General features: G+C 37.1%; 10 protein-coding genes and 1 pseudogene. 6 read left to right on the forward strand and 5 right to left on the reverse strand.

Annotated features, from left to right (window positions below):
* Window position 1: 1 nt before the first annotated feature.
* The 5 genes from DMZ43_RS14040 (at window position 2) to DMZ43_RS14060 (ending at window position 6,226) form a co-directional block, all read left to right on the forward strand.
* On the forward strand, window positions 2–760 hold the full coding sequence (locus DMZ43_RS14040) for an enoyl-CoA hydratase/isomerase family protein (protein ID WP_131508961.1): 759 nt from the start codon (window positions 2–4) through the stop codon (window positions 758–760).
* Window positions 760–1,356, forward strand: a complete 597-nt coding sequence (locus tag DMZ43_RS14045; protein WP_131508962.1) for a transferase hexapeptide repeat family protein — start codon at window positions 760–762, stop codon at window positions 1,354–1,356. The genes DMZ43_RS14040 and DMZ43_RS14045 overlap by 1 nt, the downstream gene beginning before the upstream one ends.
* A 206-nt stretch (window positions 1,357–1,562) precedes the next feature.
* Window positions 1,563–2,846 (forward strand): dihydrolipoamide acetyltransferase family protein, encoded by a 1,284-nt coding sequence (locus DMZ43_RS14050; RefSeq protein ID WP_238155827.1) that lies wholly within the window; start codon window positions 1,563–1,565, stop codon window positions 2,844–2,846.
* Window positions 2,847–2,961: 115 nt separating this feature from the next.
* Window positions 2,962–4,029 carry a branched-chain amino acid aminotransferase gene (locus tag DMZ43_RS14055; protein WP_370450278.1) on the forward strand — a complete coding sequence of 356 codons (1,068 nt, stop codon included), beginning with the start codon at window positions 2,962–2,964 and terminating at the stop codon, window positions 4,027–4,029.
* 121 nt (window positions 4,030–4,150) lie between these two features.
* Window positions 4,151–6,226, forward strand: a complete 2,076-nt coding sequence (locus DMZ43_RS14060; protein ID WP_187347869.1) for a thiamine pyrophosphate-dependent enzyme — start codon at window positions 4,151–4,153, stop codon at window positions 6,224–6,226.
* Window positions 6,227–6,260: 34 nt separating this feature from the next.
* Here the strand turns inward: DMZ43_RS14060 and DMZ43_RS14065 are convergent, their stop codons facing one another.
* From DMZ43_RS14065 to DMZ43_RS14870, 4 genes and pseudogenes are all read right to left on the reverse strand, one after another.
* Window positions 6,261–7,937: a SulP family inorganic anion transporter gene (locus tag DMZ43_RS14065; protein WP_131508966.1), complete on the reverse strand. Its 1,677-nt coding sequence runs from the start codon at window positions 7,935–7,937 to the stop codon at window positions 6,261–6,263.
* Window positions 7,938–8,062: 125 nt separating this feature from the next.
* Window positions 8,063–8,608 (reverse strand): DUF4136 domain-containing protein, encoded by a 546-nt coding sequence (locus DMZ43_RS14070; protein WP_131508967.1) that lies wholly within the window; start codon window positions 8,606–8,608, stop codon window positions 8,063–8,065.
* A 156-nt stretch (window positions 8,609–8,764) separates the two neighbouring features.
* Window positions 8,765–10,639, reverse strand: a pseudogene (locus DMZ43_RS14075) (urocanate hydratase); the annotation flags it as partial.
* On the reverse strand, window positions 10,639–10,800 hold the full coding sequence (locus DMZ43_RS14870; protein WP_161566758.1) for a DUF5522 domain-containing protein: 162 nt from the start codon (window positions 10,798–10,800) through the stop codon (window positions 10,639–10,641). The pseudogene DMZ43_RS14075 and the gene DMZ43_RS14870, both read right to left, overlap by 1 nt.
* Window positions 10,801–10,850: 50 nt before the next feature.
* On the opposite strand from DMZ43_RS14870, the gene DMZ43_RS14080 reads away from it, so the two are divergent.
* Window positions 10,851–11,174 carry a hypothetical protein gene (locus DMZ43_RS14080; RefSeq protein ID WP_131508968.1) on the forward strand — a complete coding sequence of 108 codons (324 nt, stop codon included), beginning with the start codon at window positions 10,851–10,853 and terminating at the stop codon, window positions 11,172–11,174.
* Window positions 11,175–11,254: 80 nt separating this feature from the next.
* On the opposite strand, the gene DMZ43_RS14085 is transcribed toward DMZ43_RS14080, so the two are convergent.
* Window positions 11,255–14,935, reverse strand: a complete 3,681-nt coding sequence (locus tag DMZ43_RS14085; protein WP_238155828.1) for a T9SS type A sorting domain-containing protein — start codon at window positions 14,933–14,935, stop codon at window positions 11,255–11,257.
* Window positions 14,936–15,075 lie beyond the last annotated feature (140 nt).

Consider the following 15,075-nt stretch of genomic DNA (forward strand, 5'->3'; position numbering starts at 1 on the left):
TATGTCAGAACAACAACCATACGTAAAACAAACCATAGAAAACCAAGTAGGATATATTGAATTTTTTCATCCTGCGCATAATTCATTACCAGGAAATATTCTAGCAGAATTAGCACAAACCATTACTGATGCTGGCAATAATGACGACATTAAAGTCATCGTTCTTAAAAGTGGAGGAGATAGAACGTTTTGTGCTGGCGCAAGTTTTAACGAACTAATCAATATCAATGATGAAGCCACAGGAAAAGTCTTCTTTTCAGGATTTGCCAACGTGATTAATGCAATGCGTAAATGTCCAAAATTTATCATTGGTCGCGTGCAAGGAAAAACCGTTGGTGGTGGAGTAGGAGTGGCATCGGCAACCGATTATTGTATGGCAACAAAATTTGCAGCCATAAAGTTAAGCGAGCTAAACGTTGGTATCGGTCCGTTTGTGGTTGGTCCTGCTGTAGAACGTAAGTTAGGATTAAGCGGAATGTCACAAATCGCCATTGATGCCAATACATTTTATCCAGCAGAATGGGCAAAACAAAAAGGCTTATTTACACAAGTGTTTGATACTACAGAAGCATTAGACGAAGCCGTTAAAACTTTTGCCGAAAATCTTTGCAATTACAATCCAGAAGCAATGAAAGAAATGAAGAAAATCTTTTGGCAAGGTACCGAAGATTGGGACACGCTTCTAGCCGAAAGAGCAGCTATTAGTGGTCGCTTGGTATTAAGTGATTTTACAAAAGAAACATTAAAACGATTTAAATAGTGATTTACGCATTCCAAGGATACACACCAGTCGTACACGAAAGTAGTTTCGTGCATCCGTTGGCAGCAGTCACAGGTAATGTCATCATTGGCAAAAACTGTTACATCGGTCCAGGTGCAGCCATTCGAGGAGATTGGGGACAAATCATTTTAGAGGATGGCGTTAACGTGCAAGAAAACTGTACAGTGCATATGTTTCCGGGTAAATCTATTACCCTAAAAGAAAGTGCGCACGTTGGTCACGGAGCCATCATTCACGGAGCCAATTTAGGTCGTAACTGTCTCATTGGTATGAATACCGTAATTATGGATGATGCCGAAATTGGAGATGAAAGTATCGTTGGCGCAATGACATTTGTTAAGGCCGAAACTAAAATTCCACCACGTAGTTTGGTGGTTGGTAATCCAGCAAAAGTCATCAAGCAGGTAAGCGACGAGATGATTGCTTGGAAAACTAAAGGAACGCAGTTATATCAGCAGTTGCCGCAAGATTGTCACAACAGTCTAGAAGCCGTTGAGCCATTACGTGAAGTTCCCGAAAATATGAAAATCCAAGAAGGTGCTTATGACACTTTGAGGGATTTTATGAAAAAGTAAAATAATTTGGGCGTTACCACAAGGGTCGCGCTTTACACTATATCTTTTTTGCTTTTAATAGCAAAAAAGGATGCCGTTTCAATCGCTAACGCGTAAGAAATAAAAACTAACAAACGCTAGTTAATGCGTTTAGTCATTCCGCACTTGATGTGGAATCTAAATTGAAGATAAAGACTATGTCTAAATTTGAACTAAAAATGCCCAAAATGGGCGAGAGCATCACAGAAGGAACCATAATTAATTGGTTAATCAATGAAGGCGATTCTTTTGATGAAGGCGATATCATATTAGAAGTAGCCACAGATAAGGTGGATAACGAAGTGCCTGCACCAGCAGCAGGAACGTTGCTAGAAACCAAATACCAAGCAAAAGATGTGGTAAAAGTTGGTGAGGTTATCGCTATTTTAGAAGTTTCTGAAGAAGTAAAATCAACAAAGAAAAATGATGTCATTCAGAACGATAGCGAAGCATCTAAAAAAGATAAAAAGCAACAAAAAAAGAAGCGTTCTATCACATCGAGCACAGTTGAGGTATCCACTTCAAATTCATTTTCAGTAAATAATACAAATACATTCTTCTCACCACTAATTATTTCCATAGCCAAAGAGCATCACATTAGTTTTGAAGAATTAGCAAGAATCCCAGCAACCGGAAACGAAGGACGATTAAGAAAAAGCGATGTATTCAATTATATCGAAGATGGCAGACCTTATAAGTTTGCACAATCAGTGGTTCAAGATCCAACAGCTTATCGCATTCCTCAATTAACGTTTGATAAAGGCAAAGGAAAGATTGTAGAAATGGATCGTATGCGTCAAATGATTGCCGATCATATGGTGTATTCCAAACACACGTCACCGCACGTAACAGCTTATGTTGAAGCCGACTTAACCAATATGGTAAATTGGCGAAATGAAAATAAAGTTGCTTTTCAGGAAAAATATGGCGAAAAACTAACCTTTACACCATTGTTTGTAGAAGCAGTAGCTAAAGCGGTCAAGGATTTTCCAAATATCAATGCGTCTGTTGATGGCAGTAATATCATCGTAAAAGAAGATATTAATATTGGTATGGCAACAGCATTACCAAGTGGAAACTTAATTGTGCCAGTAGTTAGAAATGCCGATATCAAAGACTTAAAAACGTTAGCCGAAAACGTAAACGAGCTCGCTGGAAAAGCAAGAGAAAACAAGTTGAGTGGCGACGATATTAAAGGTAGTACGTTCACTATTTCTAACGTTGGGACGTTTGGAAGCGTTATGGGAACACCAATAATCAATCAACCAGAAGTTGCCATTTTAGCATTAGGAATTATTAAAAAGCGCGCCGAAGTCATCGAAACTGAAAAAGGCGATGAAATCGCTATCAGAAGTATGATGTACTTATCGCTGTCTTTCGACCATCGTGTTGTGGATGGTTTCCTGGGTGGAAGCTTTGTGCGAAGAGTTGCTGATTATTTAGAGCAATTTGACACGAATAGAACAATTTAAAAAAGACGTCACTTCGAGTGATTTGTGAGGAACGAGCAAATTGTATCGAGAAGCAGTTAAATCATTATCGATACAAAATTGCTAAAGTCAATTTCACTCGAACTGACGAAAAAACATAAATATGAATATTTCAATCAAAAAAATAGAAAAATCAAAAGTCGATACTATCGACTTCAACAACATACCATTAGGAACCTCTTTCACAGATCATATGTTTATCTGCGATTATAAAGATGGCGAATGGCAAAACCCAAGAATTGAACCTTTAGCTTTAATTCCAACGCATCCAGCAGCAATGGCGTTGCATTACGGACAAGCCATTTTTGAAGGCATGAAAGCTAATGTAGATGAAGACGGAACACCAATGCTATTCCGTGCCGATAAAAATGCAGCGCGTTTAAACTTTAGTGCTGACCGAATGGGAATGCCAAATGTTCCAGAAGAATTATTCGTAGAAGGTTTAAAACAGCTCGTGGCTATGGACAAAGCGTGGATTCCACCACAAGATGGTAGTGCATTGTACTTACGTCCATTTATGTATGCCGATGAAGCCTTTATCGGTATGCGTGCAGCCACAAGTTACAAGTTTATCATTATGGCATCGCCAGCAGGACCATTTTTCAGCAAGCGTATAAAATTGTGGGCCGAAAAGAAATTCGTTCGTGCCGTAGATGGTGGTACAGGCGAAGCAAAAGCAGCTGGAAATTATGCAGCAGCAATTCGTCCAACGGAATTGGCAAAAGCAAAAGGCTACGACCAAGTATTGTGGTTAGATGCTGTTGAGCACGAGTACATTCAAGAGGTGGGAACAATGAATATTTTCTTTAAAATCGATGGAAAATTCATCACACCACGTCGCGATGGCGCCATTCTCGATGGCATTACCAGAATGAGCGTTATCGATATTCTAAAAGATAAAGGTTTTGAAGTTATTGAGCGTCCAATCACGCTTACCGAAATCCGAGAAGCATCAGAAAAAGGCCTTTTAGAGGAAGCTTTCGGAACAGGAACAGCCGTTGGTATTGCTTACATTCAGAGTATTGGCACAGAAAATGGCGACATTCACGTCTCTGACGAAAGTCCGGTAGGATTAGAGGTTAACGACATGCTAAATGCCATAAAAACAGGAAAAATTGAAGATAAATTCAACTGGATGATAAAGGTTGAAAAGGAATTAGTGTAAAGATTACGTTACTTCGAGTGATTTGTGAGGAACGAGCAAATTGTATCGAGAAGTAAGTATAAAGTTCTCGATACAAAATTGCTTAAGGCAATTCCACTCGAACTGACGAATAGATATAATGATGAATAAAGACATATTAAAAAAAGGGTTTACCAATTTAGTAACCGCCAAAACAATGGCAGAATTGTATGAAGCCAACTTCAAAGTAGTTTCAAAATACGTGCACGCCACATCACGTGGTCACGAAGCCATTCAGACGGCTTTAGGAATGCAATTGTTACCTCAAGATTATGCATTTCCGTATTACAGAGACGATGCAATGTTGTTAGCTTTTGGTATGACACCTTACGATTTAATGCTTCAGGTATTAGCTAAAAAAGATGATCCATTTTCTGGTGGAAGAACCTATTATTCGCATCCAAGTTTAAAAGATGCTGATAAGCCTAAAATTCCACATCAATCATCAGCAACAGGTATGCAAGCGATTCCTGCAACTGGTGTTGCAATGGGAATGCAATATTTGGAAAAGCAAGGACTTCAAAATTCAAATGTTGTTCAGAATGATAGCAAAGAATCGCAATTAAATCCAATTACGGTTTGTAGTTTAGGCGACGCATCAGTAACCGAAGGTGAAATTGCAGAAGCCTTTCAAATGGCTGCTTTAAAGCAAATGCCAATTCTATATTTGGTGCAAGACAATGGTTGGGATATTTCAGCCAATGAAGCCGAAACCAGAGCGCAAAATGCTGCAGAATATGCAAAAGGTTTCCACGGATTAGAGGCTATTTCTATAGATGGTGCTAACTTTATTGAAAGCTACGAAGCATTGGAAAAAGTTATAAAAACCATACGAGAAGAGCGTCGACCATTTTTGGTGCACGCTAAAGTACCGTTATTAAATCATCATACGTCTGGTGTTCGTATGGAATGGTATCGTGATGACTTGGAGGAAGCAAAATCTCGTGATCCATATCCTGTTTTAAAACAGCAAATGTTAGATAATGGTTTCAACCAAAAGGATATTGATACCATTGAAGCGGAAATAAAAACGTTGGTTGAAAATGATTTTCAAAACGCCTTAAAAGCAGAAGATCCAACACCAGAAGATTTATTTACGCACGATTTTGCGCCAACACCAATTACCGAGGAAAAAGGCGAGCGTTCGCCAGAAGGTGCAGAAAAAGTAGTGATGGTAGATTGTGCCTTATTCGCTGTAGAAGAATTGATGCGAAAGCATCCTGAATGCCTGCTTTATGGACAAGATGTTGGTGGACGACTTGGTGGTGTATTTAGAGAAGCGGCTACATTAGCACAGAAATTTGGTGACGACCGTGTTTTTAATACACCAATTCAAGAAGCTTTTATCGTGGGTTCTACGGTTGGTATGAGTGCGGTTGGTTTAAGGCCCATTGTTGAGGTTCAGTTTGCTGATTATATTTGGCCAGGACTCAATCAATTATTTACCGAAGTGAGTCGTAGCTGTTATTTAAGTAACGGTAAATGGCCTGTGAGTATGATTTTGCGTGTGCCAATAGGTGCTTATGGTAGTGGTGGACCTTACCATTCATCTTCTGTGGAAAGTGTGGTCACAAACATTAGAGGTGTAAAAATTGCATACCCAAGTAATGGTGCTGATTTAAAAGGTTTAATGAAAGCCGCATATCACGATCCAAATCCTGTGGTTATTTTTGAGCATAAAGGTTTGTACTGGTCTAAAGTGCCAGGAACACAAGGTGCAACCTCTGTAGAACCTGCTGAAGACTATGTGTTACCTTTTGGAAAAGCTTGGGTGTTACAAGAAATTTGGAAGCAAGACGATGTAGAAACCTGCACGATTGTAACCTACGGAATGGGTGTGCATTGGGCAATGAATGCTTCAGAAGAATTGGGTTTAAAAGACCAAGTAGAAGTTATCGATTTAAGAACATTATATCCTCTAGATGAAGAAACGATAATGAAATCGGTTAAGAAAACAGGTAAGTGTTTAGTGGTGACTGAAGAGCCAAGTAATAACAGTTTTGCAAGAGCATTATCTGGGAAAATTCAAGAAGAATGCTTCAAATATTTAGATGCACCAGTAATGACTATTGGTAGTGAAAATATGCCTGCAATTCCACTGAATTCAACATTAGAGCAAACAATGATTCCTTCAACTGAAAAGGTGAAAGCTAAGATTGAGGTTTTACTGAATTATTAAAATAAAAAAGCGACTCAATAGAGTCGCTTTTCTTTTATAAATCGTATTCCGAAAGTGGTTTTGTAAATTCTTCAGGATTAGCAGCCAAATAATAACGAGGATCATTAATGTCTTCGACAATAACCTCTTTAAATTTAGGACTTGCTTTATACATTAAAGATTTACAATCTTCACTAAGGTGTTTCAATTTTAAACTTTTACCTGCTGTCTCGTACTTTTTAATTAAATTGAATATCGCTTCCATAGCAGAATGGTCACTGACGCGAGATTCAACAAAATCTATTTCAACGTTTTCAGGGTCATTTTTTACATCAAACTTAGAGTTAAAACTCTGAATAGATCCGAAGAATAAAGGTCCCCAAATTTCATAAGTTTTAGTGCCATTTGGTTGTATACGTTTACGTGCTCTAATCATTGTTGCGTTTTTCCAAGCAAATACTAATGCAGAAATTATTACACCAGCGATAACAGCTACTGCTAAATCTTTCCAAACTGTAATTGCTGAAACAGCAATAAGCACAACAGCATCAGCAATAGGTATTTTACGAATGATTCTAAAACTAGACCAGGCAAAAGTTCCGATAACCACCATAAACATAACACCTACCAATGCAGCGATAGGAATTTGCTCAATTAATGGTGCAGCAAAAAGAATAAATCCTAACAAGGCTAATGCAGCAAAAGCTCCAGATAAACGACCACGACCACCAGAGTCTACGTTTATGATGGATTGACCAATCATAGCGCAACCACCCATTCCACCGAAAAGACCATTTAGCATATTAGCACTTCCTTGAGCAATACATTCGCGATTTCCGTTACCTCTAGTTTCTGTGATTTCATCAACAAGGTTTAAGGTCATTAAAGATTCAATCAGTCCAACAGCGGCTAAAATAAATGCAGTTGAAATAATGATATCCCAATGTCCTGCAAGTGTTCCGAATAATCCAAAAATTTGATCTTGAAATGTTGGTAATCCACCTTCTAAACCTTTTCCGCCACCTTCAGCAATAAAGGAACCAACAGTACTCATTTCAATACCTCCAAAAATAGTGATACAAGCTACAACAATAATAGCCACTAAAGCCGCTGGAATTTTCTTGGTAAGTTTAGGAAGTCCAAACATAATTCCCATAGTCAATCCGATAAAGCCCATCATTTTCCAGAAGGCAGCATTAGAAAATAGAGCCGAAAACCATTTAGAAGTGTTATCAAAAAATGAAATATCCTGCGGCACAGCATTAGGAAATAATTTTAATTGTGATAAGAAAATGACGATGGCCAAACCGTTTACAAATCCCATCATTACTGGATGTGGAATAAGTCTAACGAACTTTCCGAGTTTAAAAACACCTGCCAAAATTTGAATGCCACCAACAAATAGTAAGGTAATAAAAAGCCATTGAAGCCCAAGGTTTTCAATAGGTGTATCTAAATTAATACCAACTTCATTTCCTTTTTGAATAAGGTGTACCATAACCACAGCCATTGCACCAGTAGCACCAGAAATCATTCCTGGTCGACCACCAAACAAAGCGGTAACGATTCCCATCATAAAAGCACCATATAATCCAACTAAAGGATCTACGCCAGCAACAAAGGCAAAAGCAACAGCTTCAGGCACTAATGCTAATGCAACTGTAAGGCCTGATAAAATATCGTCTTTAGGGTTTTGGGTAAAATTCTTTCTTGTAGTTTGACCTAAAATCATAATTTACTTTTTGAAGCCGCAAATATAAGTTTTTATAGGTTAAGCCTAAAATGGGTATTATTGAAGAATTAATAAAAAAGCATCAAACGTTAGTTTGATGCTTTATAAAATTATATAAAAAGATTTTACTGATTTAGCTCAGGAGGATATTTTTCCATGATTTTAGCAACAAACTCATTGATTCGTTCTTCTTTTTTATCAATATTTTTAGTCAAATATCCAGTTCCCATACCTTGCCAAACTAATTCTTTTTTGTTGGCATCAATTAAATCGATGTATAGTGTTCCTTCTGTTGAAGTTGAAACAGAAGTGTTGTTGTAAGGTCCCCAATACCATGGGTTCCAACCCCAACCATATCCGTATGGTCCCCAACCATTGTTGTAAACATTTACTTTTTCTCTTGATTTGGTAAAGATACTTACTAGGATATCAGGGTTTTCAGATTTTGTGTATCCTTTGGCCAAAAGTTCACTTTCAATAGCTCGTAGAATACGTTTTTTGTCAATGTCATTAATCTCTGCTTTATCAATACCTGTTTTAAAAAAGGCAAACGTTTTATAGTTGTCAAAACTTGCTCTTTTATCATAGTCGGATGCAACTCTCACTGAGCTACATGATGTGAAGATTGTAGTAATAACTACAAAGCTTAATAGTTTTAATGTGTTTTTCATATTCTTCTTTATTTGAGTTTATAACGAGTCCATTAGTTTGTCGTCAACTATATTAGGAACCGTAACTTTTAAATTAGGTTCTTGTTCCATAGCGCGTTTTATAGCAAAAACAGCACCTTCGTTTCTTGCCCAACTTCTTCTGGAGATACCATTGTTTACATCCCAGAAAAGCATTGATTTTAAGCGTGTTTCGGCTTCATTAGTACCATCAAGAACCATACCAAATCCACCATTAATAACTTCTCCCCAGCCAACGCCACCACCATTGTGGATACTTACCCAAGTCGCGCCTCTAAAACTATCACCTATAACATTGTGTATAGCCATATCTGAAGTGAAACGAGAACCATCGTAAATATTGCTGGTTTCACGATAAGGTGAATCTGTACCTGATACATCATGGTGATCACGACCTAGAACAACGTAGCCTATTTCGTCTTTAGCAATGGCATCGTTGAATGCTTTAGCGATTTTCATTCGACCTTCGGCATCTGCATAAAGAATTCTGGCTTGTGAGCCTACAACTAATTTGTTTTCTTGAGCACCTTTAATCCACTGAATATTATCAGCCATTTGCTGTTGGATTTCTTCAGGTGAGTTTTTCATGATTTCTTCTAAAACTTCACAAGCAATAGCGTCTGTTTTTGCAAGGTCTTCAGGTTTTCCAGAGGTACATACCCAACGGAATGGCCCAAATCCGTAATCAAAACACATTGGTCCCATAATATCTTGCACGTAGCTTGGATACTTAAATTCGCGACCTATAGTTGGATTTTCAGACATAACATCCGCACCAGCACGAGAAGCTTCGAGCAAGAAGGCATTTCCGTAATCAAAGAAATAAGTACCTTTCTTTGTGTGTTTGTTAATAGCAGTTGCATGACGACGTAAACTTTCCTGAACTTTAGTCTTGAAAAGGTCTGGATTATTTGCCATCATATTGTTAGCATCTTCAAAAGATATTCCAACAGGGTAATAACCACCAGCCCAAGGGTTATGCAATGAGGTTTGGTCACTTCCTAAATCGATATGAATATTAGATTCATCAAATTTTTCCCATACTTCAACAACATTTCCTAGGTATGCAATTGATATTGTTTCTTTATTAGTCTGTGCTTTTTGTACTCGTGCTACTAATTCATCTAAATCTGAAATTTTTTCATCAATCCAACCTTGATCTAATCGAATTTGGGTGATTTTAGGATTCACTTCTGCACAAATCGTAATACAGCCTGCAATGTTACCTGCTTTTGGTTGCGCACCAGACATTCCGCCTAAACCAGAGGTGACAAAAATATGTCCTTTAGGTGATTTGTTTATTTTTCTAAATCCGTTTAAAACGGTAATTGTTGTGCCATGTACAATACCTTGAGGTCCAATATACATATAGCTTCCGGCTGTCATTTGTCCGTATTGTGTAACGCCAAGAGCGTTGAATTTTTCCCAATCATCTGGTTTGGAGTAATTAGGAATCATCATGCCGTTTGTAACAACTACACGAGGCGCGTTTTTATGTGATGGAAATAAACCCATAGGATGACCAGAATACATAACAAGCGTTTGCTCATCTGTCATGGTTGCTAAATATTGCATGGTTAATAAATACTGCGCCCAGTTAGAAAACACAGCGCCATTGCCGCCATACGTAATTAATTCATGTGGATGTTGTGCAACAGCATAATCCAAATTGTTTTGAATCATTAACATGATAGCTGCAGCTTGCTTTGATTTGGCAGGATATTCATCAATTGGACGTGCATACATTTTATAATCAGGTCTAAAACGATACATGTAAATGCGTCCATAAGTCTCTAATTCTTCTTTGAATTCAGGAAGAAGTGTTGCGTGGTGTTGCGGATCAAAGTAGCGCAACGCATTTTGAAGCGCTAATTTTTTTTCTTCATCAGAAAGAATCTCCTTACGTTTAGGTGCATGATTAATAGAAGCTTCATAAGGTTTAGGATTAGGTAATGTGTTTGGTATTCCTTGTAGTATTTGTTCTTTAAAAGATATGTTAGTTGTTGTTGACATTAGTTTCTTTTTAATTGCTTTTTATTGAATCCGTATGGGCAGTGTCTGCATCCGCTTTCGCAGCAATAGCCGCGTTTTAGGTGGTATTGCTCTGTGAAACAGCGATAGCCTTCAGGAGTTAAGTAATAATCTCCTTCTTCAATAGGAATGATTTTTTTCATAATCTAACAAAGATAATGTAATTTGGATTGATTTTTGAAGTTTCAAGACTATGATATTGGTTTCGAAATATATAGTGCCTAAAGGTTATGTTGGGGTTACAATTTTCCCTTTTGTATTCTTAAAGTATAAAGCTTTGAAAGAAGATGTTGTGCTTTTAAATCATGAAAAAATTCATTTAAAGCAGCAGTTGGAGCTGTTGATTATTCCGTTTTATTTATTGTATCTAATTGAGTTTTTTATAAGATTAGTTCAATATAAGAATATGTATGCTGCGTATAAAAATATCTCTTTTGAGCGTGAGGCTTACTTTCAGGAAGCTCAGCTTGATTATTTAAAGTATCGTAGGTTGTATAGTTTTTTAAAGTATTTATAGTTTTATTCAAGTTAGATACAAAAAAAGACCTAACGTAATTGGATAGGCCTTTTTGTAGTGAAGTGCTATATATTAATTTTTTACTGTTTTAAAATGATTCTTTGGATTTTTTGTTTTTTAGATTGAGTAAGAGTAGCTTTTACAATATATGTGGCATCCGAAAGATTACTGTCTTGTATGATAAATTCTAATTGGTTAATATTCTTTTGCTCAAATAATTTTCTGCCTAATAGGTCGTAGATAATTACAGAATCTATAGTGTTTGTTTCGGATTTTACTTTAATATAATCACCGTTAGGAGCAGAGATACTTAATTGACCTCTAACGTCATCTTTGTCGATGTCAAGTGTTTCATTGGTGTATCTTAAGATAAAACGGTCGTCAAATGTTGTTGGTTGACTAACGCTAAAGATATAAGGCGAAATTTTTAAATCATGTATTGTATTGGTGTAAGTGTCTTCTAGATATATGTTTTGGTCTTCATTAGTGAATAGGCCATCTACATTGCTAATAGCTATAGTGTGAATCCCTGGTTCAGTTAAAACTGTACCTAGATGTACTTGGTCATTTTGGTCGAAAGGTAAAGCTCTTCCTTGTATGATCATTCCTTTGTCATCAATTTTAGAATACAAGTTTAATGCATTGGACTCTTTATTGTATGCGTCATAAAGGCGGTCTTTTTGATTTGTAGCTCCTTCAATGTAACCTACTAATATGCTAGAGGATAATTGACTTGGAGATACTAAGTTTAACCAAATACGATGCTTTTCTAGGCTAGATTGTGAGTTGTGGTTTACATTATCACTTGATGGTGTTCGATAAAACTGACTGTTGTCATAGCTTGCTGACAGTTGCCTCATGCTATTGTTGAATGTAACGCTACCAGTTTCACTATCATTAAGTGCTAAAACAAAAAATCCTTGACCAGAGGCTATTTGTCCACTAAATGATTCGTCTTGATAGGGGTTGGTTCCAGAGAAATTGTATGTTACATAATCTGAGATATTATAGTTTAATACATAGTCTTCATAAAATGAATCGGTATAAGTTCCTAGAATGCTGCCATGAGTCCATATATGAACTGCTCCTTCAATAATGGTATTATTAGGATGGGTTAAAAATGCTTGAGCATCAAGGGCTGAAGGGTAAGGGTTTCCTAGTAAATTCCAATTGTCATCAAATGGAGTTACGGTTAATAAATCATTGCCATACGGATTGTATGTGAAATTACTATTTGTGTTTGTGTTGGTTCCGCTATTAATGGTTTTGGTAATGATGCCATTATTAGCTACACCATTGAATGTTGCAGTAAAAGTTGTAGGAGTGTTGGTAAAAGCATCTGGACCTCTTACAATATATCCTTTCCCATTTTGCATTAAGGATCCTGCTGAGTTTGACCAGTTTCCAAAACAAATAGGAATAACAGGAGGAGGTGTAAAACCATTAGGTATAGTTGTAATCCATTCGTAAATATAATTTGTTGAGGTGCCTGGGGAAACATTATTTACATTAAAATTATTGACTGGAGATGACCAATATACGTAATCAGTACCTCTTATATTAGCATCCCTGTTCATTGTGATGTTGCCTGTATTTGGAATAGTTGGAGCATCATTAACTTGAATTAAACTACCACTACTATTGATTTGAATTGTTCCTACACCTTGTATGTCTACAAAGTCAACAATTGTGACAGAGGCGTCAGATTGTACTGTTAAAGTTGCTCCATCGTGTACTGTAAGATTTAATCCATCTCCATCGTCATTGGTGTAAAGTACTGGGTCATTTCCTGTGATAGGAATTACTACACAGTCTGCTGAAGTAGGAATAGTGTCATCAGACCAATTGAGAGGTTCCATCCAATCGTTAGTAGCTTCAGAGCCATCCCATATTTTTACACCATTAACAGTAACGATGAAATTATCTGTTTCAACAATTGTAGAGCTGTTGCAAAGATTATAGGTTACTTCGGCTATGTAAGTTGTTGTAGATGTAGGTGAAACGGTAATGATACCATCATCATCTGGGTCAATAATTTCATTAGCAGGTGAAATTGAATTAGCATACCATTTTAAATCAGTGATAGAGCTTCCAGATGGAACAAAACGCCATGCCTCGTTAGTTGCAGTCCAGTTAGTATTGATGTCATTTCTTCCAGGAGCAGCTGAGGCTAAAGTACCTGTATTGTTTTGGAGACCTACTTGAGCGCGACCATTATTCCAAATAGGAGGAACAAAAGGGCTATCGTCTAATTGTTTTTCTTCAATATAAATTTCAATGACATTAGTGTTTTCGTAAAAAACAATCATTCCTGAGTAAAGCACACTACCATCTCCCCAATTGGCGCTATCATACATTGGTACATCACTCCAAGCTGCAACAAGAGCTCTGCAGCCAGTGTTAAGAGTTATAAGTTCCCAAGCTATTTCTCCGCCAGCGCTAGGGTCAATATCGTGATGTACTCCGAAAATTGATGGGCCGTAAAAGTAATCGGTAGTGCCATTTGAGGCATTAGCTACATTGTTTGGTAAGTTGTTGTCGATTCTCCATCCAGTAGGGCCTCCAGCAAGTGAACTGTCGAAAGAGATCACTCCATTTGAACCAATTACACACGAATTATATGTTTGTCCGTAGAAGCAGAAATCAAAAGGAAGATTAACTGTAGGAGACCATACGTCGTCAGTATTTACACTTACAGGGTTTGCTAAACAATCAAATTGATAAGGTGGGTTGTAAGCTATGCTTTCAACGTTATAGCTTGTGGTTTCTCCTAGTTCTAGATAGTTAGCTTCTAAGTCTACGGAGGAAGGTGAAGTACAATTAATAGTTACAGTGTCATTTCCTCCACTATCCATAACATCAACACTTGGGCAAGCTAAAGCTGTGGTGCCTGTGCCATTACCAGGAAGGCAAGGGTGTGTAATGCATATATCAAAAGTTCCAGGGTTGTTACCATAACTATGTACTCTTATATAGTAAGTGTTTCCTGGTGTGAAGCCAGTTATTTCTGCTGATTCATTAGTGTAATAATCATCTACACAGAGTTCACTAGTCAAAGAGCCGCAAGTGCCGGAAAATATTTCAAAAACAGCATCGTCTAGAGTTCCTTCGGTTACAGTGATGGTATGAGTGTCAGTCAAAGCAGTAAAATTATACCATACATCATCATTTGCATTGCTAAAATAACATGATGTTAAACCAGATGGAGTTGCATCTACTGTGGTGCCGCTTGTGTTGTTGCAGGTGAGTAAATTTGATGTGAGATTGATACCTCCACAATTGTCGTTTGATGGAGGGGTTGAAGAATATACGCAAATGGTGCCATTCATATTAGAATTACTATTCCAGTCTTGAATTCTTACTCTGTATGTTACTCCTGGTGTTGTTGCGTAATTAATAGTTTCAGAATCGCCATCTAATCCATCATCCGCACATGCTATACTTGTCATATTTGTATTGCATCCACCTGTAAAAAGAGTTAAAATAGGGTCTCGGTTATTGTCGCTAGTGTTATATATTATTGTTGTTGAGTTGCTGGTGGCAACAAACCAGCCCCATGCATCATCAAAGTCACCTGCATTACAGCCTGTTGCGCCATCCCAATAATTAGTATTGTTGTTGCTATTGAATGATACTGGGTTGCAACTTGTGCTTACAGTAATTTCTCCTGAAGCTAAATTATTGCAATTATTAGTTTGACTAAAACTATATATGCAAAAAGAAAATATTAACAGAGATGAGAGGGGTAATTTTCTTATCATAAACCTAAACATTAAATTAGCCATAACATTACTTGTTGTAAATGTTAGATTAGCTATTTAAATGATAGATTTGGAGTGAGTTATAATGTTAAATTTATGAAAAATAATTATAGTTTTAACGTTTGTTTTTGAAATTTTAC

Source organism: Meridianimaribacter sp. CL38 (assembly GCF_004328055.1).
Lineage (GTDB): Bacteria > Bacteroidota > Bacteroidia > Flavobacteriales > Flavobacteriaceae > Gaetbulibacter_B > Gaetbulibacter_B jejuensis.

What these genes read in the sequence shown, in the direction of transcription:
- DMZ43_RS14040 (WP_131508961.1), top strand. Translation starts at nt 2, where the DNA reads ATGTCAGAACAACAACCATACGTAAAACAAACCATAGAAAACCAAGTA.
- DMZ43_RS14050 (WP_238155827.1), top strand. Translation starts at nt 1,563, where the DNA reads ATGGGCGAGAGCATCACAGAAGGAACCATAATTAATTGGTTAATCAAT.
- DMZ43_RS14060 (WP_187347869.1), top strand. Translation starts at nt 4,151, where the DNA reads ATGAATAAAGACATATTAAAAAAAGGGTTTACCAATTTAGTAACCGCC.
- DMZ43_RS14065 (WP_131508966.1), bottom strand. Translation starts at nt 7,937, where the DNA reads ATGATTTTAGGTCAAACTACAAGAAAGAATTTTACCCAAAACCCTAAA.
- DMZ43_RS14070 (WP_131508967.1), bottom strand. Translation starts at nt 8,608, where the DNA reads ATGAAAAACACATTAAAACTATTAAGCTTTGTAGTTATTACTACAATC.
- DMZ43_RS14870 (WP_161566758.1), bottom strand. Translation starts at nt 10,800, where the DNA reads ATGAAAAAAATCATTCCTATTGAAGAAGGAGATTATTACTTAACTCCT.
- DMZ43_RS14080 (WP_131508968.1), top strand. Translation starts at nt 10,851, where the DNA reads ATGATATTGGTTTCGAAATATATAGTGCCTAAAGGTTATGTTGGGGTT.
- DMZ43_RS14085 (WP_238155828.1), bottom strand. Translation starts at nt 14,935, where the DNA reads ATGATAAGAAAATTACCCCTCTCATCTCTGTTAATATTTTCTTTTTGC.